The sequence below is a fragment of the Rahnella sp. 1L-D-7-B-C2 genome, from assembly GCF_057290995.1.
Map to the genome: position 1 here is coordinate 402,811 of NZ_JBXAVQ010000002.1, position 23,978 is coordinate 426,788.

A 23,978-nucleotide genomic window follows, 5' to 3' on the forward strand; every position below is an offset into this window, starting at 1 on the left:
TTACTTAGCTGATCTGCAAGGAAAGAAAAACCCGCCGGAGCAGGTTGGTAGTGTTAGGTGTTTACTATACTGGCCGCCAATGAATTCTTGGCTGATGTATTTTCTAATATTTTTCCATATTTCATGAAAGGTAGCTCTATAAACTTAAATGTCAGTGCGCTAATCATCATCATGATGACGAGGACAGCCGATGATATAAGCAGATACCCCACTTGATGTATTGTTGAGAAATTGACATTATGATTCATAATAAACCATCCTATGCCATGCAGTAGGTAAATGGAGTAACTTATTTCCCCAAGTCTTGCTACACCTTTATTTCTCAAAAGATTGAATGAACTACCTTTTGTTATGCATATTACAAAAAATAAGAAGTAAAAAGGAATCATTACTAATTTAATACCTATGGTGCCAGTGCTTATCATCCCTATCAGTAGCAAACATGGAGCCAGATTTAAAATTAGTTTATTTTTAAATGAAAACTTCAATTCTTTTGCTAAAAAACCAACTGCAAATAGAGCTGCATAAGTTGCTGTATCATAGTCATAATGCGGAATGATATAATAAGAAAGAGCAATTAAGCCGATGACAACCGGAAGTCTATTCCCCTCTTTCATAAATAAACTAAGAACTGGAAGGGAGAAGTAAAGTATCCACTCCCAGTGCAATGTCCATGTAATGCCCGCATTGATTAAAAATGATTTCTGATAAGTAGTAATATCAGGTCTATAGTTAAACATTCCACCATCAAACCAATATAATACCTCCCAGAGGTGGCTATCAAATGAAACTTTTAAACCAGACATGTAGAAGGCTATAATTAAACAAGACAGTGAGGATAATGTAAATAGCGGGACTATTCTAAAAAAACGGTTTATAAAAAAAACCTTCCAATCAGTATTGGATGATATTTTATTATAAAACAAATAACCTGAAATAATAAAGAATATACCAACACTGAATGGACCAAGGAATCCATTAACAGTGAATCCACCTATATCCCACGCGCCAAATGTATTGTCTACATAGCTGTAAATGAAATGATGGAAGACTACTCCGATGGCCAAGAAGAAACGCAGACCGTTAAGCTCCTCGTTTCTTTTCATTGGCAGGTCAAGAAAGGCGAACGCTTTGTTATTAAAAACAACAATAACTAAAATTGTACTTAGGATCATCCATATGATGACAGGCAGCGTTGAAAGCATGGTTTTCTGGTCCGTGGGATTAATGACGTTGTTTTTATGTATTTATACTGTAAATTGCCCGTCGGCAGGCTTTCTGCTGCTTATGCCGACGGGAAGTACATTAATCTGTAATTGATGTTACGTCTATACTCCATGATAGCTGAAGGCCATTTAGTCCAGAGACGATCTCGACACCATGCCCGTTGACCTTGTGTGGCATCACATTTAGTGCGGCATCAGTAGTTTTTATCTCGCTAATTTGACTTATTTCAATGCTTCCGCCATCACTAACAACATGAAGTATTTTTGAATCAATACCTTTCGCGACCCCACTCTTTCCTCTTAATGTAATCATTCCAGCACAGTTGGCTGGGATGGTGATGGTTTCACTTTGTGAAAGATTCAGATATACCCTTCCATTTGAGATTTTACGCTCACATTTTGCTGTACTATCTTGAGAATCATACAAATAATTGGTTTGTACTAAACTCCCATCATATTCAATCCTGAGTGCTTCGCGTTTATCAATAAGTCTCACGCAACGCGCAAAGCTCTCATCAGATTTTGCAGCAATGGTTATCCTTGACTGAGTAGTATCTAACACATCACCCTGTTCATCAGGTGGGCTGATACCTACACGATTAAATGACTGCCTGTCACTTACAGATGCTGAATTACCTTTCAATGCAATGCAGAATTTTTCCAATGATTTCCAGTAAGAGTTCTGATGCCCTAGCAAATTTGGATGATTGTAAACTGTTTTGTCAAATAAAGAATCTTCGCCAAATTTATTTATTGCTAAGAACCAATCATATTCAAGATCAATGAGTGGAGAGCCTGTTTCCTCTGCTACTTCTCGGATAAAATCATTTCCACGTAAAAATCTTTCAGATGCTGGAGTCTTGCTGCCATTTTGCATGAAATCACCATATACGATAGATTTAATGGCGGAAGGTATTATTTCCAAAGAGCTAACTGGTGCGGGGGTTTTATCTGGCCAAGCTTGATCTTCATCTTTTTCTAGATACCATTTAACTCTCTTTGAATGCGGGTGCGGTGACGTAACCACAACCGCCTCAGCACCTGCATCCTGAATTTTTTCAATCAACTGTTTCATCTTCCACTTGAAATATGGAGCAGTTTCACCAGCGTTAAAAGATGATGTCATGAAATCATTCATACCATAACAAAGAAGCACCAGGTCTGGCTTAATACCATCAGATATTAATTTATCCCAGTGCTTATCGCATCCCTCAATTACAACTGAACCATTTACAGATCGGTTAACTGTTTTGATTGGATAAATGCCAACTGGATCGTAGTATTTTTTGAAAAATTCAGCGAACTTGAATACTGGTGCTTGCGTGTTAGGGTCAAGCAGAGTTGCGCCATTACCAACAGAGGACCCCATACCTACAATCGTGAATTCAGACTGTTTATTGTCAAGACCATAGCCATAAGCAGAAAGTTTTCTTTGAAATCGTGGTAGGCGTTGTTGTTGCATCGCAGGCGATAATGAATCTTGTCCTGCAGCACGCACTCCCTCGGTGTTTGTATGAGGTGAGTTGGCACTTGCCTTGCTAGAGGCCGCAGCCAGGATGGCTGAAGGTATAGCAAGCCCTAATATTCCTCTTCTTGAAATCGACATTTCTCTCTCTGTATCTGTGCTCCATGTTTGCATATAAGGTATCAAAAATTTCTCCACAACCCGAGAGAAAAACCCATCCCTGGGTCTTGATGATTAATTTATTGAGGTAATTGTTAGCTCCCATGAAACTTGGAGGCTTGCCACGCCAGACGTGACCACCAAATTCATGCCTGATACGCTTATAGGAATTACGTTCAGGGCAGCATCAGTTGTCTTTATTGATGAAGCAGTGGTCTGACTTAACACTGTAGATGTACTGGCAAATAAAACATCTTTGGCATCAACACCAGCTGCCGATCCACTAGCCCCTCGCACTATAAGTTTCCCTACTGAGTTAGCTGGTATTGCGAATGTCTGTGTTGCACCTAAATCCAACACTGATCGTCCAGTTACAGTTGTGGTTTCTGCCTTTGTCGGGCTCGTCCCAATATCTTCATATAGATAGTAAGATTGCGAGATCACACCAGATGCCGTCGCTTTGAAAATCTCCCTTTGGTCTTTTGCTCTTACCAACCTTAACAAGGTATCGGCAGGGTCACCTGCCACTTGTAAGCGTGATGATGTATTCTCTTGTGTCTGACCATTTAAGTCAGCAGGTGAAATACCAACGCGCGCAAATGTTTGTCTTGCTGAAACTGAAGATGTATTTTTTTTCATGGAATCGCAAAACATCTCAAGCGCCTTCCAGTACGACTCTTGATGCCCCAACAGGTTTGGGTGATTATATTGAGTTCCATCGAAAAGAGCATTTTCACCGTATTTCTGTACTGCTTCGAACCAATATTTCTCTAAGTCTATAAGCGGGGAGCCTGTTTCTTCAGCAATTTGTCTAATGAAATCATTTCCCCGCAAAAATCGTGCAGAAGCTGGGTTGTTAACTCCATTATGCAAATAGTCTGCGCTAACAATGGATTGGCTGACCGGCGGTTTTAACTGGGTCTCAGGGTTCACCGGAGCAGCAGCGGCAACTGGCCATGACTGAGCAATTCCTGACGGCATATTCCAGTCCGAGCGAACCGAATGTGGATGAGGTGACGTAACTAAAATAGCATCCGCACCATAGTCCTGAATTTTCTGAATAAGTTGTTTCATCTTCCACTTGAAATATGTAACGGTTTGACCGGCATTAAAAGAAGCCGTGAAAAAATCATTCATTCCGTAGCATAGCAAAACCGCATCAGGTTTTACGCCATCAGCAATTAACGCTGGCCAGTGTGTATCACACCCTGCAGTTATTACGGAGCCATCTACTGATCTATTTACTACGCTTATAGGATATGAACCTGCTGGGTCAAAGTATTTTTTAAAGTATTCCCCAAACTTCATCACCGGCGCTTGAGTTGAGGGCGATGGTAGAGTAGCACCATTCCCTACAGAGCTCCCCATTCCTACAATTGTAAATGAAGATTGTTGCCCATCAACACCATAGCCATAAGCAGAAAGTTTTTTCAAAAACCTTGGCGTTCTTTGTTGCTGCATTGCTACCGCTAATGAAGAATTATTAATCGGCGAAGTCTGATGACCTTCCCCGGATAAAGATTGTTTTGTTGCCCCCACTAGATAAAAAGGTGCAGCAGGTGCAGCAGGTAAAGTACCAACACCCATATATACATCATTCTCATATAACCAAAAATTACCTGCATTGGATGCTGATCCTGCAAGCCACGGTGATAATGAGTTAGATGGGAGATTATAGGCAACTTCAATCATTCTCAGATTTGACTGGTAAGACAAATTATTAACGTCAGACCTCAAAACAGCGTCTCCGACACTTAACCATTTTCCCGATCCGATGCCTCCGGCGCTGATTGGCGTAGAGCCTGATGCGACAGTTTTCGGCAAAGCCCCATCCCAGCGGTAGTACTCACCGGTTGAAGTATCTCGCAATGCTTGATTAGGTAAAGTAATACTCGCACCGGCTTGAAATGAGTCGAGTGTTATATATCCATATGCACTTATAGCTAATTGAGAAAGATGATTCATACCTTCTATCGTGTAACGTTTTACACCAAATCTGTCAGTGTATGTCCATCCCTGAGATGTAGCGAACTCATCAATTTTACCGGCGTTAAATTTAAGGTCTTGCAGTGCTTCTGAAGGAATTGGATTGCTCGTTGGTGTAGTAGCCATATTTTTTCCATTAAAAAAACCAGCTCGATGCTGGACTTGGTAGTTGAATTAATTTTTGCTTATTAGGCGATTACGTAATTGAACATTTCATCACTGTACTCAACTGCGGTGATCGAGGTTGTGCCGCTCGAATTTGGCTTCTTCTCTGTCACCGTCCATTTCGTCGCATCCTGCTCGATCTGTGTTGCAATGATGTAACGTGAGGGGGACTGAACATTCACACCGTTCCAGATGTTGAGAGCTATATTCGGAACGGCAGCAATGAAGCCGAAATTGGTATCAGCACGGGCTGAGGCAAGAACGCGGGAAGTCACATTCCCCTGACTATCGGTCACAACGACATACATATCTCCTGAAAAGTTAATTCGTTCGCTTGTGTCGAACGTATTGCCCACTCTTCCCGTTATGTAACCGTCCTGCTGGTTATCATCGTAGATGTCAGCGATCTGAATCATTTGCCCGACGTTTATCCATTCACCGTCAGCCATGGCTGTAATGGCTGCTGTGATGCGAGAATAGAGTAAGCGCCTCACCTCTTTTATCGCCCTGTCACGAGCCTGATACGCATCCCTGACATAAAGCATTTCGAATTTCTTCGACTTCACTGCTTCGCCTTCTGAGATGGATGAGCCTGAGATTTTGTAGCGAATATAGTCCTGCTTGTTTGTCGTTGGATTTCTGTATTCAACCTCAACACCATCGAAGCCGCCGGGCAGCGTCATGTCATAGCTGAGTGAGTAACCCTCAGTCGTCATGTTTGCCCGATTGAATACTGTGACCGGGTTAGATTTCTTCTCATCTCGACTAAACGACAGAACGCCGTCATCCCAGAACGCCGTGACCGTCGCAGCATCACAAATGGTCTGTACGCGGGAACCTAACGAAATGTCCTCATCATCAAAGGTGTAATCGAAATAGCCCAACCTAACATCAGTCAGTGATGCAGCGATTGAATACAGCTCATAGATGTCTATGCTGGACTCTGGCTGCTTACCCATAACCAGCCAGGTGTGAATTACAGCGTCTGCGAATGAGCGTGAAGGCCTTAACGTATAATCCACACTTTGCGTTGACATGTTGTAGCTGATGGTATGGCGAGTTATGAGAGCGTTGTATTTGCGCTCCCTGCTACCGGTGGCGTTCTCGGTAGCCCGCACGGTAATGCGTACAATGCTGTCAGTTGGGTGAACAACATTACTCCTGACGTTTACCGCGTGAATCTCTTCAACCTTCAACGTGCTTGCGTCGCTGCTGTTGTCAGTACGCTGAAAACTGATGGCATAGCGGCCTGATCCACCAGTCGGCATTATTTTGTCTGTCCGGTAAAAGGTTTCGCTCGATGAGTCATGTGGCGTGGTCTGCCTGTATGTGAATACCTGCGTCGTGCCAGGGATCTGCACGTTATTCTCATCCACTTTCCACAGCGTCATCTTCCAGTTTGTTTCGCTATTCCCGCCCAGTGCTGACTGGGTATGAACCCACAACTGAGATGAATCAACAGGCGAGAAGAACGGACCGACAACCAGCGCTTCATTGTCATTAAGAATGAACTTCGTGGTGTTGATTGTGGCCGTAGTTATAACAGCAGCATTGGAACCGTTGAGGTTGTTAAATATGAAGTTGTAGTAATAAATCGGGCTGACTGTCGCGCCGTTGTTCGTCTCCGAGACCGCGATGAGATTTGCGGACAGCGTGATGTCTTCTGTCTTGTTGCCACTTGCTGTCGGGTAAGTGATATTTATGGTGAAGGTGACCGCATGCGGAAGTGTTAAGCCCATGAAGTAATCGAATGACGACTGCTTCACTATCTTCATAGCAATCTGACCGCCTGAGTAAGTCCCGCTTACCACAGTTGTCGCGGTAGCTGTCTCAGATGGGAAGTCGCTGGATTCGTTCGCGCCAGGCACTTCCTGCCCGTCAACATCATCGAACTCATAGCCTTCATTTACAGTCGGAATGACTTCTCCCGGTTGATAAATCGTGTAACTCGCCCCTGCCATTGACCCGAGGTTAGATTCTGAATAACGGATAGACGAGTAATCATATTTACCGAGCCCGAAATTCATCATCTCCGTTACATACTTCAAGTTGTTCGTGTACTCAAAAAGCGATTCCTGAATCAGGTCTGGGAATGAGCGCACGGTGCCGTAAGTGTCAGGCCTCGCCTCGCCATTCCTGGCAATATTCGTCTGCCCCTTGAGGCTGTTATTCGGTGACGTTTTGGAGTTCCCGCTCGCAGCGCCTGCGTTTGGCTGTGGCATCAATGAGGACAGAATCTTCTGGGTAAACTTGATCGGATTGAAGTGCTCTAACGGGTTCAGCAGGGTGCCAGCCAGACCACCACCTTTAGGTTGGTCGAAGATTCGGATCACATCCCCATCGTTCAGTGGGAAGTTAATGTCATCATCATCTTGCACTTTCACGCCATTGCGGAAAATCTCTAACTCTGCGTGTAAGCCTGCCTCTTTCAACCACGGATAAAACATCTGCCCGGCAGTCAGCTCATGCCGCTCTTTTGGCATCCCCGGAACGCGCTGAATCTCGATAAGAGGCATATATATAGAATTCCACTTTTGAGTAAACTTTTTGAAGGGTACGCAGCTTGTCCAGCCGAACATGACCGTTTTCACCGCGGCTGTGGAACGCCTGACCGTCAAGAACAAGCCCCACGTGCTTCGGGTGCTGGTCTTCATATGCGACGAACATGCATCCGTCTGAAGGCGTTGTGGCCTGCCGCCAGAACACAATCTCGCCGTGGTAACACGTCAGGAATTCGCGGTCTGATTCGTAGTCATCCGTGTGGTGAATATTCACGCCAAGAACGTGCCGGTAATAAAGCGCAATGAGACCCCAGCAGTCCGCCGCGTCAAAGGTGCAGCCGCGGTTCTTCCAAGGCTTGCCATCCATCCGGTCAATGAATTCTTGTTTAAGCATTTTTCAGTCCGGGGAATTCAGTGGTGTTGTATAGGAAGGCGATGTTGTTATTGATTGGGTTCTGCAAGGTCAGAGTGCAAGTCACGTCGTTAGCATCCATAGACACGTCCTTCACGTAGAGCGTCCAAGGCTTCAGTGGTGTATTCATATCAGCTGCATCAAAGCGCTGGTACGTTGCTGAGATTGGCGTTACGCGTGAATACGACCTCCATAACTTCAGTTGCTTCTTAAAGTCCTGAGCAAGCCTTGAGAACTTGATGGTGGAGTTGATCACCGGCGTACTACTCTGCTGGCTTTCCGAAATCTCCATGCGGCAAGGTGTGTAAACCTGACCTGCGAAAGTCTTCGGGTAAACCTGCATGTTTACTAGCCGCACATACCCAAATGTCGAGTGATAAAAGGTGATCGTCTCGTAAAGAATCCGGTTTGGCCGCTGACTTTTGTAATCTCTAAATGTTGGCATTATGGCGACTCCGGCAAATCTCGACTCACCACCTCATCGAGCCATGACCACCATACCGGCGGTAATTCAACGATTATGTCGCTGTAGTCGTCGTCTGAGTTGATGACACCCCGAGTGATTACTGTCGCACTCCAGGTGATTACGCCGTTGTTATCGCTCGTCTGTTTCGGATAACCGTCTGCAGTGAAGTGAAGCTCCTGAACCTGAACGCCTGACCCGCCCAAGTTAATCGGCATAGAGAACCACTGATTGCCGTTATCGAGATACTTAGGACTTCGCAACCACTGCTCAAACGCTCTGTCTTCACCGCGCTGAAATAGCCAAGTTAGCGTCCACGTGGTCTTGAGGTCATCGGTAAGCTTCTGGTAAATCGGAGCGCCCACTGCAGGCTGGTCAGTACGGAAACCAACGTCACTACTTCTGTTCTTATTGGCTTTCTGAGCGAGAGGGAGCCAGTCTGGGTATGGTATTGCCATTTTTGCTCCATAAAAAAACCCCGCCGGAGCGAGGTTAATGGGAAAGGTAAGGTTTCGTGGGGTTATTAAATCTTCCCGGTGACTTTATAAATTAGAAACTGTGCTTTGGAAATAAAGCCAGATTCGATCTTCTTTCCTGCTGAAGCAATGATGACTTCAGAGCTTGAAATCTGATTACCATCAATACTAACAGCCTCCAGAGAGCTCCATGAATCACTGAAGTTATCGAACTCACATTTCGATAAACCTTTTAGTGATACGCCCATGGGATTACTGGCTTCAAAATCAACAAATATTTCGCCATTCCTGATTGTCAGCAATCCTTTTGAAACCGCATTGCTCATGGCATCAGAATGCATACTCCTTACCTTTTCTTCTACTTCTCCGCTTGTTAATATCTTTAGATTAGCAATTGCAGAAGTCATTTTGTAAGTGCTTGGAGACTTCATATTATCTTTAGTGATATCACTGCAAAGACTGACCATTGCAGCCCTATTAGCATCATCAGAAGAAACCAATAGCACTGAAGCCAACAACACGACGATTATTGCACCAGCCCCTATAACTATCCCTTTCTTCTTCATATCCATAGCCCCACAAGTAACAGTTAGTTTCATGTTAGCAGAGGGACAGTGCAAGGCAACGCAAAACCCTCCGGAGAGGGTTAGGCATTAGCTCTACGTGTAGCTGAGGTATTTCGCGTTAATGCGTTCGATATTGGTCCGCCATTATCCAAGTCAGCAACAATGACATCGACGGTCACGCCGCCTGCTCCATCACTGGTCACCTGCTGGTCTATGTAAGAACCGTTGGTGTTAGTGATGTTCACATTCACGTTGATTCCTGAACCGCTTACACCGCTACCTGACTGCATGTCTTTGTTGCTGATGACGCTGCCGTTGTCGCCGGGGATCATGTACTGGCGGCCTGATGAAGACTGGTAGATTTCAGGCATACCGCCCTCTCCCACCTGATACATCGAGCCAGCAGAAACCGGACCGCCATTCTTACGCTTCCCGGCAATGCTTGAACTCAATGCCATGGCCGCGATTACAGCACCGATACCGATAGCCGCCGCACCGCCGAATGAACCGATAGAAGCCACGATGGCTGCTGGAGTCCATGCTACTGTCGTTGCCGTAGCTGCTGACACACTGGCTGCTGTCGTTGTCGCTGTACCAGCAACCGCCGCCGATGTTGTGGCTGCTGTCGCTGCTACCTGAGCTGTCTGTCCCATGATGGCAGACTTGACCCATTCGACGCCCATCTTCACGAAGCTTCCTACCAACTCGTTTAGGATGGTGTTGCTGATAGAGCTGATAGCACTTTGCAGGTCAGTTGTGCCAGATATTAGGCCGGTAATTGAACTCGTCACAGAACCGCCAAGTGCGTCAACAGTGTCGGCTATTAACTGATTGGTTTGGCTTTGAGCGGCGAACATCTGCCACTGAGCGGCAATGCGCTGTTGCTCATATTGAATGTTAGCGGCATTGCGTAGGGCGATACCCTGCTGCTCAGTGATGGTTTTGTTTGCTTCAAACTGCTGAATGAGCGCTAATTTCTTGGCGTTTTCATTTGCCAATTGCTGAACGGGGTCGACAGTGCCAGCGGCCTCTTGCTGAGGCGTTACAACCTGATTAGCCCGGATTTGCGCTAATTGGGTTGCGTGTTCCTGTTCCAGCTGTGCTGACTGATGATTGTATTGCTGCTGACTTATCAGCAGGTTGCCTTGTGCGTCCTTGGCTGTTTTGAGAGCCTCGAGCTGACTTTTTTTGTCTGAGTATGTCTTGTTTTCCTGTATCTCAGGTATCAATGACTGAGCTTTTAAGGCTGCCCCGACATCCCAAGCAGCAGCAGCGTATTTCCGAGCTAGGTCTATCTGTGCCTGAGTTGCGCCCTTTCCTAGGGATTGCTCAGCTCTGAGCATGGCCTGCGTCCGTGATAGCTCCTGCGTAGAGCCAGCGGCCATTTCTGACTGCTGTTTCAGGTTAGCAAGTTTCTGAGCGACGCTTTCAGCCTGATTTTCCGCCCTCTTTCCCTCAGCGTTAGATTCTTTTGTGGCCTTGGTTGCGGCTTGCTCTGCTTTTTGGCGGTCATATATAACACCCGCCGCATCCCCGGCAGCATTGACCTGATTTATATTCCCACCAGCCTTTGAGGCTTTATTTCTTGCCTCGGTAACAGCTCGCAATCTCTTATCTGTAATTGCCAGCAAATCAGCTTCTTCATTCAGGCCATCAACATACTCTTGTACTTTTGCGTTACCAGGAAGAATCAGAGATTTAGCATTAAATTTATCTTTAGCTTTTGCAGCGAGATTCAAGGCATCGCCAAGTTGACCAATCAGGCTGGCTGCTACACCCGCCTCATGACCATCTCGCTTGAGAAGGTCAATGCCCTGAGCGAACGTACCATTGGCCTGTGCCTGCAGGATGCCGGTTTTACTGATAGTCTGGCTGAGCTTGTTGCGTTCTCTTTCCACCTGAGCAGTAAGCTGAATCTGTTCGCTTTGAAGCGTGTTGAGATTGTCGACTGCGGAAGCATAGAGCAGATCGCCCTGACTCATTCCAGCAACGGCTTTCTTGGCCTCATCGAGCCGAGCATTTAGCCCAGCAAGCGTAGCCTCGTTATTGCTGAGATCTCCATTCTGTACAGCAATGGATTTATTGGCCTTATCGATTTCTGCCGCCAGTTGAATCTGGCTCATTTCCTTCATTTTGCCTATCAGACCATCAAGCTTGTCGGCAAAGTCGATGCTTTCCTGCTTGGCTTGCTGAGCTTTTTGGAAGAAGTAGAAGATGGCCGCGCCCGCAATAACCGCCGCACCTGCCGGACCACCAATTAACGCCAAAGCACCTCTAGCCAGACCGCCAACGGTTGTTGTTGCTGCTGCAGCGGCTGCCGATGCAGTTCTGGTGGCTGCTGCCTGTGCAATTTGAGCTTCTGTAAATGCCGCTGAGCGCTGAATGGCGATCGACTTAACAGCATTAAGATTTTCTAACGCGAATGCCTCAGCCGCTGAACCTTTAGCGACGTTGTATTCAGCCTGAGCAAGTGCCAGGGAGGACAGCGCAGCCTCTTTGTCTAACATTGCTTTACGGGCGGTTACTGTTGCAGCTACCTGAGCAGCAGCAGCGGCTTGTGACGTGGCAGCCGCCTGTGCTCTGGCCGCCAGTGCATCACTGACTCGCGCACTAGTTGCAGCCACTAATGCACCAACAAACCTGCCGCCCATTATCACGGCAAATGCCCCGATTACGTTCGCTACCGTGCTCAAGTTCTCACTGAGAGTGATGACACCCCGGTTAAATACGTTAAGCGTGGTGTTAACGCTAGAAGCCTCACCCACAAATTTTGTGATGTTGTTAGTGGCAACAGTGAATGACTGCCCCATTGTCAACGTGGTGTTAGAAAACTCTTTCGCTATTGCATCGCCCTGCTTCAGAAGCCCGTTCACCACTACGTCAGTGGTTAGCTTGCCCTGCGCCGCCATGCCTCTGAGCTGACCGATTGTTACACCCAACGAGTCAGCCAGAGCTACAGCCAATCGACTGCCGTTTTCAGAGATTGAGTTGAACTCTTCGCCACGCAGTACGCCTGATGCTAATGCCTGAGAAAGCTGAGTCATCGTGGAGCTAGCTTCTTCAGCAGTCGCACCTGATACAGCAAGACCTTTGTTTATGGTCTCGGTCAGCTTTACCAAATCTGCGGTAGAGGTTCCTGCGCTTCTTGTTGCTCTCTCTAATCGGCCATAAAGCGTTGCAGTGGCTTCAAGGCTTGAACGGGTGTCTTGGGAAACATCGAAAACACGCTGAGTGACGGTTGCTAAGTCCTCATTGGCTCTTACTGAGTTGACGAGTTTGTTGCTGACAGTTACCCATGCATTCGCATATTCGGTTACCTGCTGAACAGAGAGCGCGGCGGCTAAACCCTTCGCGACATTGGTCAGGCTGGACATTGTTCGCCCGACAGTGGCAAGTGATCGCTCAGTGCGATTAACACTAGCCTCTACCCTGCCTAAGCTACCACTCATGCCATTAAGGGCTGCATCTACCTCCCTGCGGCCAGCCAGCAGTCGCGCAGTGTCCAAATCAACTTCATATACGATGCTACCTGCGTTAACTGAGCCTGCCATAGTTTCTCCGGTCAATAAAAAACCCGCCGGAGCGGGTTGGTTTGAAATCGTTTTCTTTAGGCGGCTTTCGCTAGCCTGCGAGCTCTTCTGGCGAAGAATGCATCTGACTCAGAATCATACTCCTGCCGGGTATAGCCCTTCTGGTCTGGGTATTTAGCGGCCAGCATAAGAGTGAATTCCGTCATCGTGAGGGATTCTGCTTCTTCACGCGGCATATTGAAGTGAATTCGCGCAGCGCTTATGTACTCGAAAGCATTGAATGCTGTGGTTGCCTGATTGGTTTCGTTCTTTTGAAGTTGCCTAATCTTGGCCTTTCCTATGACGCCGTGTGTAATCAGCGACTGAGCGATCAGTATCATGTCGATTGGATTCATCAGGCCTTTGCGATAGACGAATGCCCACTTCCCTGACTTGCCAGGAATAATCTCGCCAACCAGCGGCGCTGCATCCTTATCGCAGCAAGCAGTGATAACCGCGATGGCAGCCATGATTGCTGGTTTGGATAATTGGTGGCTATTGGCGTACCGATACAGCCAAGCAGGTATGGATCCATACGCCTCCATGGCGCGCTGGTAGAGTGGTGTCACTTCATCATTATGCAAATCATAGAAGGCGCGAACTATTTCCTCCGGGCTCCCGATACCGATCATTGCTGAGAATGAAGGACGGAGAAAATAATCTTCATCTCCCAAAGTAATAAGGCACTCGCCAATCTCTTTTACTGGTGTCATTTCGACTCCCTATAAGCAAAAGCAAGGGCAGACTCGCTGCCCTTTGGTTTGATTACACGGTCACTGTGACGGTGTGTGTCGCGGTAAAGTTACCGTCGATAGATTTCACCGTAATTACTGCTGTACCCGCCGTGGCACCAGACGGCGCAGACACGGTCACGGTATTGCCAGCAAAGGCAGCCGTGGCACGAGCAGGAACGGAAGACGTGACTGTGAACAACTTATTGTCCGCATCAGCCGGGTTAATGGTTACTGCAAACGTAGTGCTGGCACCGGGAGCAATGCTGCTGGTGGTTGGTAATACCGTAACGCTCGTCACAGGGATTTCGCCATCAGCTTCGATGATCTGGAAGGTGCTACCAGCGTTAATCTTCAGCTCCATGCTGTAGGTCACGATTTCTTTAACGCCACCGCCATCGCTCAGGCCAGAAATAACCATGTAACCGATATGGTAATAATCGCCCCAGTGGAATCGCATCCAGACCGTAGGCTGTCGGCGCGCACGGACTTCATCAACAACGTATTTAACGGCTTGCTGAATGCCGAATTCGTCGCTGCGGTCGTTAATACGCACCTCTCCCTCGATAGAGTAGGTTGGGTCAAGGTTGGAAATCAGATTAGATGTAAACCCGCCATCATCAGCGTCTGATGTCAATGACTCCGGACTCAAATCCCAAGATGCCGAAGTCGGAAGCCCTACGAGTTTCCAGTCACCCTCTGCGGGTACTTGGTCAGGACATCCGTAAGCCAATTCCAACGTCTTGGCGCGGCCAATCAACTGACCATTTTGTGTGGCGCAGCCTTGCATAGTTTCTTACCTCTTTTCTGATAATAAAAAGGCCGCACATGGCGACCTTGTTTGATTTAATTCCTATCACCCACCAAAAAGGCAAGCAAACTGCAAGCGGTAGACAAGCCTACCCTCAGTAGTTAAAACAGGGGGTGGAATGCCGCCAAAGTTTTCAATTTGACCTATACAACCATTAGGCGTTGGGTCTGATTGCACCTTAGAGATGATCTCCTGCACAGCATCGTCAGCGGCCTGATTACCGTTCTTGGCACCAATCACATCGACAAGAATAAGATACTCGGCACTTAAATATTTACTGATATTCGAACCGCCATTTGACCTGAAAACCATGAACTTATCGTTGAGATTTCCAGTGTCGTTCCAGACAAACTTCTGAACCTTGAAGCCCGTCGTCAGGCCAGCATCCACGAAGTAATCACGCACCCTGTCAGCCATTGAAGGCGTCATAACGACATCTCCTGAGCTACTGTTTTATCGATAAGGCTTTGGGTGTCCTCAAAGCCTTTGGTGAGGAACTCTTTCTCAGCTGTAGGGCGCCTGAAGTTCTGCACGTTAGCCGGGTCGTGAACGTAAGCAGCGTAATTTGCCGTATAACCGACGCGGCCAGTGAAGCGGGTGCCGTTTACAACGATTTCGCGGAACTGGCTGTTGAGCAGGTAAGAGGTATCAATGGGGGTATACAGAGCGGATTGTGATGATCCGATAATCATTGCGCTTTGCAGTGCTCTGACTATTTTCTTGCCCTGAATGTTATTCAGGATGGCATCCATGTTTCGCTGAGCCTGCTTAACGCCTTTAACTTTCACGCCCATATCAGACTCCGGTAATTATCGCAAAATCATCTGCCACGCGGTCGAAGGTGTCGGCGTAGCGAGTGACCTGCCTGACCTCATCAGCATTGGCTGCAAGCGGGTCAGCCTCGGTAGATGCACCAATAAGGATGTAGTCACCAGAAGCAGCGCTGGAATACTCCGTCCATATGGTATTCTTCACCACGATTTCAGCGCCCAAGCTTGCTAGACGCTTACTCAGGCCACCTTCGTAATCGCAAAGAATTGCCACCGGCGCAGCAAAGCCGAGCGAGTCACCACCATCACTGATTCCGAGATTCTTCCAGAGCGTCGCGGTAGCGGTATAACTCCAACTTGCGGCTGCTGACATTGATCACCTCTCAGGATAAGTAGTCTTCATACTGGTCAGGGCATCCCGGACAGTCTGGACACTTCTCACAATCCGGCTGCTCTTCTTTGTCTTCTTCTTTCGGTTCAGACATTAGCAGCCCCCAACAACGTCAAAAAAGCCAACCGACGAGCCGACATCAATCGGCAGCGATCCGGTACAACCTGCGATATCGAGTGCCGCCAACGTGTCTCGCATTGTTTTCACATCGCCCGTGTAATCGAATGACCGCGACGCCCCTGAAGGCGCTGACTGTGACTTAATGCGTTGGCTGTATGCAGTGATCGCCATGAGAGTGACGGCGTACATCTGAATCAGCATCATGTCGCATTCATCATAGCCAGCCGCCTCCAGGCACAGACTTATGCTTTCCAATTTGCAAAGGTAAGCGTCAATCATGAAATCCGGAATGGTGTAACCAAGCGCAGACAACTGCTGTTTAACCTGCGCGGCTGTTATCTGCGCCATGATTACTTATCCTTTTTGGTTGCTGCCGCCAGCGCCGCTTCTGCTTCTTCTGCTCGCTTGGTTACCTCAGCGATCGCTTCGGCATGTGCCGCTTCTGCTTCTTCTGCCGCTTTGGTCAGGGCATCAATCTGATCCTGCAAAGCCTTGGCATTAGATGAGAGAGGAGCAGAAGGTGTTGCCACCTCAAACACCAGCTTCTCGCCTTTCTTCTCGGTGGACTTCTCAGCTTTGCCGCTGGCGATCCACTTCTCGGCTACAGCATCATCAACGTCATAGACCTGACCAGCCTCCAACATCTGGAAGCTGGCACCGGCAAACAGGTTCTTAACCAGAATTTTTACAAGTGCCATGATTGCTCCTTAAGAGGCGTGAATTACGGAGAATTTGCTGTTGATGTCCTGCTTCACCATAAGGCCCATTGCACCCCAGGTGCGCCAAATGTAGTCGCTGTTGTAGAACGGACGCGGGTCTGCGACGGTGCCGATTGCCTGGCCTACGATTGGAGCAATAACGCCAGCAGTCAGTGGAACGATCAGGATTTCGTTACCGGACAACTGCGCATCTTCTTTGATGGCGGCGATACCGGACAGCTTCATGATCTCTTCGAGCACGGTGCGGGTTGCGTTAACGTCAAAGTAACGCTCAAGGTTCGACATGATTTCAGCTGACACATACCACGTCTGCGGCGCGTATTGGTTGTTGGCAATGCGCATGGTGTCACGCAACGCGATGGCGTTAGTGCGCAGCGCAATCGGATCGGTGCTAGTTGCGAAGTTGAAGGTCAATGTTACCTGCGCAACTCGCTCATCAGCCTTCAGGCCTTTCCATGTTAGCCCGTCGAACACTACAAAGCCGCCAGCAGAATCGCGGAAGCCGTTGAACATGTAGTCAACGTACTTGCGCTGAACATCCTCAACCGAGCCACGCTGAGAATCAGCCTGAGACTGTAATGCTGAAGGGCTGTTGAAAATTGGGTCACGCCAGTTGAACTTAAAACCAGAGTCATGAACAGGAACCATGGTGCCATCGAAGGTGTAGGACTTGGCGTCCAGCGCCGCACCAATCTGGCCTGACATTGATGTGTGCGCCCAGCCGCGACCACCAGTTCGGGCATAATCGTAACGAGACTGCTCAATGCGCACTGAGCGAGAAAGAGGCATCAGGTCATTCAGTAGCGTGAACTGCGTAGTCGGTTCGAATTGAGCCAGCACAGTTGTATCAAATGCGCGATATAGGCGACGAATATCGTCTACTGCGTTTACTGCATCGAGGCGACCACCATCCTCACGAATGCCACGGACGCGACCAATGAAGTCAGCAGCAGCTTGAGCGCCTTCTTGGCGAGCAGTCTGCAATTCAGCGAACTGAGACTGGTTTACTTCGAGATTGCCGGACGATTCGCCCAGCTTTTTTGAGAATACGAACATTTAGCCGCTCCTTACTTGAACACGACGCGAATCAGATCACCAGCCACCGCAGTGACGGACTTATCTTCTTCGATATAAGCGAATACAGCGGCATCAGCCACAACGGCAGTAATGCGACCAGCTGCCACTGCAACTGGCTGGCCTTTAACGTAGGTGCCTGCTGCTGCACGAACGTTCAGGAACATACCTGGCAATGGCTGGATGCCTACGACCAATTCATTCACGGCAATGGCGTCATCGACACCTAAGCAGCGCAGATAATCCATATTTGCCACGTAGAGAATGCTTGCTTCAGCACCTGCAGCCGATGCGGTGAACTTGGCAGCAACGAATGTGCCGATAGTGCCAGGCATTGTTGACGCTGCTGCGCCGCCTTCACGATTTAGCAGTGGGTTTGGGAATACACCGCCCGCGTGAATTACGTGCTTTCCATCTTTAGCCATTATTTACTCCGGCATTTCGCTGACTGATTGAGATGAGTTGGCTTGACGGAATAAACCATTCAGGCCGGTGGATGTGGAGCATTGAGCAAACAGCTCATTCAGTGGTTCGCCGTCCAGAGCATTGACCGCAATATCAGTCATGCCGAACTTGGCTTTGACTGCTGCACGCTTCTCGCCTTTCTCTTTGTCAGAGTTGGCTGTAAGGCCGGTTTCGATGCTGTTCAGCTTTTCAGCGAAAGGCGCGAACCAAGCCGGAGCCTGTTCGCTGTTATTCGCTTTGTCTTTAGCAGCAAGGTCAGCAGCCTCTTTGTCGTCTTTTTCTTTTTTCAGACGGGCAGCCTTTTGCTCAGGGGTTTCGGTCTTGGTTGCTGCTTCCTCTGCATTCATTTGATTGAATGCATCGAAAAGCTCTGCGTCGGTCTTGCCTTCAGTCGGCTTACCTTTCGCTTTCAGTGCGTTAACGATCATGTCTTTCATCGGGTTTTCAGCTCCGTTGGTTTTAATTTCGTACTCAGTAGGTTTGCGCACGACTTCTTGAGGTTCGCCGACGAAAACGGCCTTGCCGTCGTCATCGATGAGGTACTTCTGTTTGAAATACTTGGTGTCATTTCGGTAGATGAATGAGTCAGGCCAGATGGTGTCAGGCCATACCCAATCGTCATCACTCCGGCCTTCGCGAAGCTTGTCGCCAATAGCGCGGCTGATATCGTCAAAGGAGTAGTTGGAGGCGTTGGTGAAGAAGAATTTGGTTTTGTTCAGCAGGCCTTGCTGAGTGCAGTTCGAGGCCGAGGTTAAATCCACATTCTCGACTTCCACTTCCTGAGTGGTGTTGTCAGCATTTACGAAGATGCCCACACCATCATCAGGAGTTGCCGCGCCGGGTTCGTCCAGCAGGATGGCAACGTGGTCGAACTGCATGTTGCGAGCTACCCACGTATGAGACTTACCCTTAGACTTACCGCTGTTTTGTTCGCGCTTCAGCAGGAGGCCTGTTGATACATGGATGGGCTCGGCGCTGGTGTTGGTAGACAATCCTTCAATGCGCTCAAGAACCCGCTTACCGCCTTCAGTAGCAGAGGCGAATCGCTTGTTGATTTTCATGTCCATCACGACACGATCACCATCTTTCCGCACATTCTCTGCCCATGCGCCTACGTGAAACTGATTCACTGCTCGCGGGTTGTTAGCGCTGACGTAATCGCCGCCGATCTTCGGATGCCCGAGAGGCATCTGATTGCCTTCGAGCGTTTTAAAGCTCTTGTTAATTTCCTCAGCCGGATACAAGCCGCCGTTCATAACCACGTCATCAACGACAGGCACGACGCCGCGGATGACGATATGCTCGTCACCGTCGATGGTTTCAGTTGAGATGTTGGCGGAATTGATGGCGAGGGACTTAACGTGGATGCTGGATAGCTTCACGCTGTATCCTCTTTGGTGGATTTCAGGCAATAAAAAAGGCCGACCAAGCGACCTCGTGGTTATTCTGCTTTCTGCCAGTCTTTGCGCTCCTCCTCCAACCGTTCTGACAAGCCTTGGTTGACTATTTTTCCCTTATCATCCAGCAGGCAGGGCACATTCCCGCAATAACAGTGATATTTATTGCCATTCTCTGCATAGAACGCCTCAACCTCTTCGGTCGTGTACGTCCTGCCATGTCTCGATGCGTGCCATGATCGAGTTGTTGGTTTTAGTGCTGATAGCCACAGAATTGCAGTATTTAGGCCTAATCGCTCTTTCGCCCAGTCCGTTTCCAACCATTGAGCTTTGCGCAGTGCACCTACCTGTTCAGTCTGAGCGATGTTCTTCGCATCTGACATCGATACATCGAGCCTTTTGCTGATGAGTCTGGCTGTTTCTTTGGGATTAACACCGCGCCCAATAGCATCAGAAATCACGTTTGCGAGGTCGGCGCGAGTCTTGTCGCTTATGCCTACCCAATCGCTGTAAGTGCTCACGTAGGCTGCTGCTATCTGGTTCTGATATGCCGGCGATGAAAGCAATGCGCTTAACGTGGTCTGTGATGCGTACACTGGCGATTGCACAGAGAGATTAGTGAATGCGTTCAGGGTCCCGCGTTGGTACTCGTCAGAGACGTATGCAAACGCCCACAGGTTTTGAGAGCCACCTTCGAGCAGGTAGTCATCCAGAATCACCTGTACTCGCTCTAACAGGTCGGCAAGTTGCTGCGCCGTCATGTCGTAGATATAAGTTGCAGCGTTCACCTGATAGATGACATCGCCATGCACTGCGAATGATGCCTGGGCGTTACCCTCCCTCTCTCTGCCGGTTAGCCTGGCATCAAGCAGTTGCTTCAGGTCAGTCTTGATGCCGAGATACCTTTCTTCGATATCCCGGTACATCTTGTTTACCGCTCGGTATGACTGAGTAGGGTCGGCTTTATTGCGCGGTACGATTGGTGTCCCGATTCGGGTCGCTGTTGTCGTCATCTCCATTCAGCGGATCCTTACCGGTTAGTTTTGCGTTAGGGTTTGGCTCTGCCGGATCCTTGATGGGTTCAAGCTCGCCGGCGGCGCGAATTTCGTTAACTTCAACCGCGGGTGTTCCGTATGCCTGCTGAGTTTTGTAGGCGATATCGGCCAACTTGCCCATGTTGTCGAGCTTCTCACTGTCGCCCGGAGCGAGTAAATCCGACCAATCGACGGTGACTTCTCCCGTTTTTGGCTGAGGAATTACCCCCAGATCGCTCCATCTCTGAACGACAGTAGTTATGATGTAAGAGAGCCAACTGCTTCTTCGGGAGTTGCATCGCGCCGCCCAAGCTTTCTTGTCTTCTGTTGAAGCAAGGTTGCCCGTTTGCTTGCCGAATAGAATGTTGAATGGGCAGCGGATAGTTGCAGCGTAGCTGTTGGCTGACACAGTCCATGATGGAGTTGGGTCAGCAGCGGCCACTGATAGAACTGAAGCCTGCCCTGCCTGCATAACCAGAGAAGAATCTGAACCACGATTGAGGCGAGTTATTTTGTCATTTAGAGCATCACCTAAATCTTTATAGCCTGCTGCCACCGCCGCCTTTTTAAGGGTTTCCATGTCAGTATCTTTGGTGAACTCTATCCCAAGTTGGCGACTGGCGTTCTTCAGGAACCCTTCTGCGCTGCCGCCTTTGGTCTTCTCAATATCAAGCAGATCATTAAATCCAGCCTCATTGAGAGGTTCACCGGAAAGCATGTTGTCGTCTTCAGAGCCCTCGGCGAGAATTATCACCCGGTCTGGATGCACCATGATGCTTCTTACATTGCCGTATGTTCCGTCATCACCGACCGGCTGCTCATTGAACGTGTAGTTGACTGGCTGACTGTAAGTATCTGACCGCGTGTCTATGTCATAACTGCCAGGCTTAATCTGTGATTCCCATGCTGGGATCAACTTAACTAAAGCGGCCTCACCTAGCCTTGCAACCAGCGCCTTATCTACAGGATCTGACCAGTCACGATTGTCTTTTATTTGCAGAATGATCGCCGAGTAATGCCCGACCATGTTGCGGCGGTCTGCATCCTTGATTTTTTCCCAATACTTTTTAAGAAGCTTGGTTACCGTCTTTTCCCAAGGCGTTTCTTTCTTCTTCTTATCAGCAAGAGGACCATCAATGATAATTGGCTTATCAACCCAGCAGGAATCCAGCGTTACATGCACACCGGCATATGCAGCTGAGTTCCTGCGGTACGTCCGATAGAACGTTGCGAAACTTACGGTGTCCGGGTACCCAAACTCTTCCCATAAGGTGGTGCGCTTGGTGTTGCCGTTAAACTGACCGGCGTATAAAGCTCGCTGGCGACCCACCGCGACTTGGTCAGCGAGGGCATTCACGAGGAACTGAACCTCGTTATTGGTATCACTCACTGATTGCTCCTTAGAAGAATACAGCGCCGACTTGTTTGTGGTTGTTCTTGGCTACGGCAAAGTAGCGGAACGCATCAGAGCCGTGAGATGTGTGGTCATGTAATGGTTTGTCTTTCCAGCAGCCGCGCTTGTCATCCCATTCCTTCCTGTACCCTTCCAGATGAGTGATGCCTTCTGCGCACTTCTCATCATCAAAGACACATTTCGGGAGGATTTCACGCACGGACTCAATGCCGGTATCGACTCCCGTTTTCGGCACCACTTTGAATGTCATGGAGTAGACCTGACCGTCGATTTCGTAGCCCTCGCGAGCCAGCTCTTTACGGGACTTGGCATCAGAGCCGAATTCACGGTTCTCAATGTCGTGTGGTCCCCAGTGGTCGCCATACTCATAGCCGCGGTCTTTCAGCACTTTCATGTAATGCCTCAGCCCTTCGCCGGAGTTTTCGTAGTAGTCGATGACGTGAAACTCTTCACCAACCTCACGCACGAACCAGATGGCCGTAGAGTCACCCACGCCGATATCCCAGAACGTGTGAACCGGTAGGTGTGAGTTATCAGGAATTGAGCCGATACGTTTGTTGGTGTAGAGCCAGCGGAACTGTTTGGCGTAATACGCGCCTTCCACTGATTGCTGGAATGCCTCAGACGGGATAGTTGGATATTCCCGCTTCATGTCATCGCCGAGAGTCTTCTCTTTGGCGTAGTACCAAGCTTTCTGACGTTCGTTAAGATGAACGCCTTGCTTGGCTTGCATCTCGTCGAAGTAATCAACCAGCCGTTGCGGTATGGCCTCTACCGGGTCGATTGCATAAAGTGGATTCTTCCACCAGGAGAAGAAAAAGAACTTCCAGTCGAGCGCGGATAACCTCTTACCCTGCAACTGGGCTTTCTCTGCTGTCTGGCAGTAATCGAAGAAGTAACCGGCGCGACCTTCAGCAGTGCTCTCGATAGTGGCAAAGCATCCGATAGATACGGCCTCAAACGCGCCTGTGACAATCTCACGGGCTTTGTCTGGATACTTAGCGCATATCTTGCCGAATTCCGAAACGTGCAGGTAACGCAGCGTACCGCCACGAAATGAGGTGCTGACGTAGAGTGAACCGCCCTTCTTGAATACCAGCTCCCCGGCAGAGTCATTGCTGGCCGGGTTTGCGGCTTTAATCTCTTCGGGGAGGTTATCGTAGGCGTACTTCACCTTTTCACGGAACAAGCGTTTAGCGTCGTTCAACGTGTGGGCGATCAGGGCACATTTGGCAGACTCGAACAGCGCTGCATCCAACTGAATGATACAAACCTCAGTCGTAAAGCCGAGTTGGCGAGCTTTAAGGATGATATTGCGTGTGTGGATACCTTCGAAGTACTCGCGCTGCTCAGGTGTCATCCTGAAGCGTACTGGCTTGCCTTCTTTGTCGGTGATCCAATAGAGATTATTCAGTCGCCAGTCTTTGTCAGCCAGCAACTTGAGATGCTCAGGTTTCATTACGCCCCCTGAGACAATGAATCCATCAGGTCTGAAAGTTTACCAACCACATTGTCAGCTTCTGGTCCGCCGATATCGTATGCCTGACGCTCAAGTCCAATGAGGTTCTTCAGCGTGTCGGACAAATCCTTCATCGACTTAACCCTGCCCGGCAGGCTTATGATTTTATGATAAAGGTCATTCAGCTTATCCATTCCTTTATCATCTTCACGACGCAGCAATTCCCCCAAATCTTCTAGGGCTGCCACATCTGTGCATTCCGCCTCAAGCTCAGCAAGCAGTGTATTGGCAAGCCTTCGCGCTTTGCCTATATCACCTCGATGCGCCATTCTGACGTTTGCAATAACCTCAGCACTCGCCTCAATCAGTATCCGTTCGTTGGTAGCCGCTTCAGTGGATACCTTGCTGGATACCTCACGTTTGGATACCAGCGCATCGGCCTTTGCTTTTATCTTTGCCTTGAGGTCTCGCTCCCATCCATCACGCTTTGCTCGCTTGTTTATAGCGCCGTGAGTAATGCCATGGTGTGAGGCTATTTCTCGGATGGACATCAAGCCAGCTCGGTACGCCGATTCGATGGCCTCCCAATCTGGTTTGGTCATTCG

Annotated in this window: 23 protein-coding genes; all 23 read right to left on the minus strand. The window is 48.6% G+C overall.

The annotated features are described in order from the left end of the window. Positions 1-53 precede the first annotated feature (53 nt). Complete coding sequence (locus AC0Z7K_RS05455) at positions 54-1,205, minus strand: acyltransferase family protein (protein WP_485613212.1); 1,152 nt, start codon at positions 1,203-1,205, stop codon at positions 54-56. 100 nt (positions 1,206-1,305) lie between these two features. Then, on the minus strand, positions 1,306-2,832 hold the full coding sequence (locus AC0Z7K_RS05460; protein WP_485613214.1) for an SGNH/GDSL hydrolase family protein: 1,527 nt from the start codon (positions 2,830-2,832) through the stop codon (positions 1,306-1,308). Positions 2,833-2,925: 93 nt separating this feature from the next. Further along, on the minus strand, positions 2,926-4,962 hold the full coding sequence (locus AC0Z7K_RS05465) for an SGNH/GDSL hydrolase family protein (RefSeq protein WP_485613216.1): 2,037 nt from the start codon (positions 4,960-4,962) through the stop codon (positions 2,926-2,928). A gap of 62 nt (positions 4,963-5,024) precedes the next feature. Then, positions 5,025-7,517 carry a host specificity factor TipJ family phage tail protein gene (locus AC0Z7K_RS05470; protein WP_485613218.1) on the minus strand — a complete coding sequence of 831 codons (2,493 nt, stop codon included), beginning with the start codon at positions 7,515-7,517 and terminating at the stop codon, positions 5,025-5,027. Beyond that, positions 7,465-7,896 carry an NlpC/P60 family protein gene (locus AC0Z7K_RS05475; protein WP_414058814.1) on the minus strand — a complete coding sequence of 144 codons (432 nt, stop codon included), beginning with the start codon at positions 7,894-7,896 and terminating at the stop codon, positions 7,465-7,467. Before AC0Z7K_RS05475 ends, AC0Z7K_RS05470 begins: the two co-directional genes overlap by 53 nt. Beyond that, complete coding sequence (locus tag AC0Z7K_RS05480) at positions 7,889-8,359, minus strand: DUF1833 family protein (RefSeq protein WP_414058813.1); 471 nt, start codon at positions 8,357-8,359, stop codon at positions 7,889-7,891. Before AC0Z7K_RS05480 ends, AC0Z7K_RS05475 begins: the two co-directional genes overlap by 8 nt. After that, positions 8,359-8,835, minus strand: a complete 477-nt coding sequence (locus AC0Z7K_RS05485) for a hypothetical protein (RefSeq protein ID WP_414062809.1) — start codon at positions 8,833-8,835, stop codon at positions 8,359-8,361. The genes AC0Z7K_RS05480 and AC0Z7K_RS05485 overlap by 1 nt, the downstream gene beginning before the upstream one ends. 65 nt (positions 8,836-8,900) lie before the next feature. Then, entirely contained in the window at positions 8,901-9,419 is a 519-nt protein-coding gene (locus AC0Z7K_RS05490; protein ID WP_485613220.1) for a hypothetical protein, read from the minus strand. An 80-nt stretch (positions 9,420-9,499) separates the two neighbouring features. Beyond that, the gene (locus AC0Z7K_RS05495; RefSeq protein WP_485613221.1) at positions 9,500-12,970 is read right to left on the minus strand and encodes a tape measure protein; all 3,471 of its coding nucleotides are present in this window, start codon (positions 12,968-12,970) and stop codon (positions 9,500-9,502) included. A gap of 56 nt (positions 12,971-13,026) precedes the next feature. Further along, the gene (locus tag AC0Z7K_RS05500; RefSeq protein ID WP_485613222.1) at positions 13,027-13,701 is read right to left on the minus strand and encodes a DUF6246 family protein; all 675 of its coding nucleotides are present in this window, start codon (positions 13,699-13,701) and stop codon (positions 13,027-13,029) included. Between the two features lie 52 nt (positions 13,702-13,753). Beyond that, positions 13,754-14,509: an Ig-like domain-containing protein gene (locus AC0Z7K_RS05505; protein ID WP_485613223.1), complete on the minus strand. Its 756-nt coding sequence runs from the start codon at positions 14,507-14,509 to the stop codon at positions 13,754-13,756. Between the two features lie 66 nt (positions 14,510-14,575). Then, entirely contained in the window at positions 14,576-14,959 is a 384-nt protein-coding gene (locus tag AC0Z7K_RS05510) for a phage tail termination protein (protein WP_485613225.1), read from the minus strand. Next, positions 14,956-15,324 (minus strand): HK97 gp10 family phage protein, encoded by a 369-nt coding sequence (locus AC0Z7K_RS05515; RefSeq protein WP_485613227.1) that lies wholly within the window; start codon positions 15,322-15,324, stop codon positions 14,956-14,958. Before AC0Z7K_RS05515 ends, AC0Z7K_RS05510 begins: the two co-directional genes overlap by 4 nt. 1 nt (position 15,325) lies before the next feature. Then, complete coding sequence (locus AC0Z7K_RS05520; RefSeq protein ID WP_485613228.1) at positions 15,326-15,673, minus strand: hypothetical protein; 348 nt, start codon at positions 15,671-15,673, stop codon at positions 15,326-15,328. Between the two features lie 111 nt (positions 15,674-15,784). Beyond that, positions 15,785-16,159: a DUF7370 family protein gene (locus AC0Z7K_RS05525; RefSeq protein WP_485613230.1), complete on the minus strand. Its 375-nt coding sequence runs from the start codon at positions 16,157-16,159 to the stop codon at positions 15,785-15,787. A 2-nt stretch (positions 16,160-16,161) separates the two neighbouring features. After that, the gene (locus tag AC0Z7K_RS05530; RefSeq protein ID WP_485613232.1) at positions 16,162-16,509 is read right to left on the minus strand and encodes a hypothetical protein; all 348 of its coding nucleotides are present in this window, start codon (positions 16,507-16,509) and stop codon (positions 16,162-16,164) included. A 9-nt stretch (positions 16,510-16,518) separates the two neighbouring features. Further along, positions 16,519-17,586 carry a major capsid protein gene (locus AC0Z7K_RS05535; RefSeq protein WP_414062795.1) on the minus strand — a complete coding sequence of 356 codons (1,068 nt, stop codon included), beginning with the start codon at positions 17,584-17,586 and terminating at the stop codon, positions 16,519-16,521. 11 nt (positions 17,587-17,597) lie between these two features. After that, positions 17,598-18,029: a hypothetical protein gene (locus tag AC0Z7K_RS05540; protein ID WP_414062794.1), complete on the minus strand. Its 432-nt coding sequence runs from the start codon at positions 18,027-18,029 to the stop codon at positions 17,598-17,600. 3 nt (positions 18,030-18,032) lie between these two features. After that, positions 18,033-19,451: a DUF2213 domain-containing protein gene (locus tag AC0Z7K_RS05545; protein WP_485613235.1), complete on the minus strand. Its 1,419-nt coding sequence runs from the start codon at positions 19,449-19,451 to the stop codon at positions 18,033-18,035. Positions 19,452-19,510: 59 nt separating this feature from the next. Next, positions 19,511-20,485: a phage minor head protein gene (locus tag AC0Z7K_RS05550; protein WP_485613237.1), complete on the minus strand. Its 975-nt coding sequence runs from the start codon at positions 20,483-20,485 to the stop codon at positions 19,511-19,513. Then, on the minus strand, positions 20,430-21,890 hold the full coding sequence (locus AC0Z7K_RS05555; protein ID WP_485613239.1) for an anti-CBASS protein Acb1 family protein: 1,461 nt from the start codon (positions 21,888-21,890) through the stop codon (positions 20,430-20,432). The genes AC0Z7K_RS05550 and AC0Z7K_RS05555 overlap by 56 nt, the downstream gene beginning before the upstream one ends. Before the next feature lie 10 nt (positions 21,891-21,900). Continuing rightward, positions 21,901-23,373, minus strand: coding sequence for a terminase (locus tag AC0Z7K_RS05560; RefSeq protein ID WP_485613241.1), 1,473 nt, complete (start codon positions 23,371-23,373; stop codon positions 21,901-21,903). Next, positions 23,373-23,975 (minus strand): hypothetical protein, encoded by a 603-nt coding sequence (locus tag AC0Z7K_RS05565; protein ID WP_485613242.1) that lies wholly within the window; start codon positions 23,973-23,975, stop codon positions 23,373-23,375. The genes AC0Z7K_RS05560 and AC0Z7K_RS05565 overlap by 1 nt, the downstream gene beginning before the upstream one ends. Between the last annotated feature and the right edge of the window lie 3 nt (positions 23,976-23,978).

What these genes read in the sequence shown, in the direction of transcription:
- AC0Z7K_RS05480 (WP_414058813.1), bottom strand. Translation starts at nt 8,359, where the DNA reads ATGCCAACATTTAGAGATTACAAAAGTCAGCGGCCAAACCGGATTCTT.
- AC0Z7K_RS05485 (WP_414062809.1), bottom strand. Translation starts at nt 8,835, where the DNA reads ATGGCAATACCATACCCAGACTGGCTCCCTCTCGCTCAGAAAGCCAAT.
- AC0Z7K_RS05455 (WP_485613212.1), bottom strand. Translation starts at nt 1,205, where the DNA reads ATGCTTTCAACGCTGCCTGTCATCATATGGATGATCCTAAGTACAATT.
- AC0Z7K_RS05550 (WP_485613237.1), bottom strand. Translation starts at nt 20,485, where the DNA reads ATGGAGATGACGACAACAGCGACCCGAATCGGGACACCAATCGTACCG.
- AC0Z7K_RS05565 (WP_485613242.1), bottom strand. Translation starts at nt 23,975, where the DNA reads ATGACCAAACCAGATTGGGAGGCCATCGAATCGGCGTACCGAGCTGGC.
- AC0Z7K_RS05470 (WP_485613218.1), bottom strand. Translation starts at nt 7,517, where the DNA reads ATGCCTCTTATCGAGATTCAGCGCGTTCCGGGGATGCCAAAAGAGCGG.
- AC0Z7K_RS05530 (WP_485613232.1), bottom strand. Translation starts at nt 16,509, where the DNA reads ATGGCACTTGTAAAAATTCTGGTTAAGAACCTGTTTGCCGGTGCCAGC.
- AC0Z7K_RS05520 (WP_485613228.1), bottom strand. Translation starts at nt 15,673, where the DNA reads ATGTCAGCAGCCGCAAGTTGGAGTTATACCGCTACCGCGACGCTCTGG.
- AC0Z7K_RS05535 (WP_414062795.1), bottom strand. Translation starts at nt 17,586, where the DNA reads ATGTTCGTATTCTCAAAAAAGCTGGGCGAATCGTCCGGCAATCTCGAA.
- AC0Z7K_RS05525 (WP_485613230.1), bottom strand. Translation starts at nt 16,159, where the DNA reads ATGGCGCAGATAACAGCCGCGCAGGTTAAACAGCAGTTGTCTGCGCTT.
- AC0Z7K_RS05540 (WP_414062794.1), bottom strand. Translation starts at nt 18,029, where the DNA reads ATGGCTAAAGATGGAAAGCACGTAATTCACGCGGGCGGTGTATTCCCA.
- AC0Z7K_RS05505 (WP_485613223.1), bottom strand. Translation starts at nt 14,509, where the DNA reads ATGCAAGGCTGCGCCACACAAAATGGTCAGTTGATTGGCCGCGCCAAG.
- AC0Z7K_RS05500 (WP_485613222.1), bottom strand. Translation starts at nt 13,701, where the DNA reads ATGACACCAGTAAAAGAGATTGGCGAGTGCCTTATTACTTTGGGAGAT.
- AC0Z7K_RS05460 (WP_485613214.1), bottom strand. Translation starts at nt 2,832, where the DNA reads ATGTCGATTTCAAGAAGAGGAATATTAGGGCTTGCTATACCTTCAGCC.
- AC0Z7K_RS05465 (WP_485613216.1), bottom strand. Translation starts at nt 4,962, where the DNA reads ATGGCTACTACACCAACGAGCAATCCAATTCCTTCAGAAGCACTGCAA.
- AC0Z7K_RS05495 (WP_485613221.1), bottom strand. Translation starts at nt 12,970, where the DNA reads ATGGCAGGCTCAGTTAACGCAGGTAGCATCGTATATGAAGTTGATTTG.
- AC0Z7K_RS05560 (WP_485613241.1), bottom strand. Translation starts at nt 23,373, where the DNA reads ATGAAACCTGAGCATCTCAAGTTGCTGGCTGACAAAGACTGGCGACTG.
- AC0Z7K_RS05490 (WP_485613220.1), bottom strand. Translation starts at nt 9,419, where the DNA reads ATGAAGAAGAAAGGGATAGTTATAGGGGCTGGTGCAATAATCGTCGTG.
- AC0Z7K_RS05475 (WP_414058814.1), bottom strand. Translation starts at nt 7,896, where the DNA reads ATGCTTAAACAAGAATTCATTGACCGGATGGATGGCAAGCCTTGGAAG.
- AC0Z7K_RS05515 (WP_485613227.1), bottom strand. Translation starts at nt 15,324, where the DNA reads ATGGGCGTGAAAGTTAAAGGCGTTAAGCAGGCTCAGCGAAACATGGAT.
- AC0Z7K_RS05510 (WP_485613225.1), bottom strand. Translation starts at nt 14,959, where the DNA reads ATGACGCCTTCAATGGCTGACAGGGTGCGTGATTACTTCGTGGATGCT.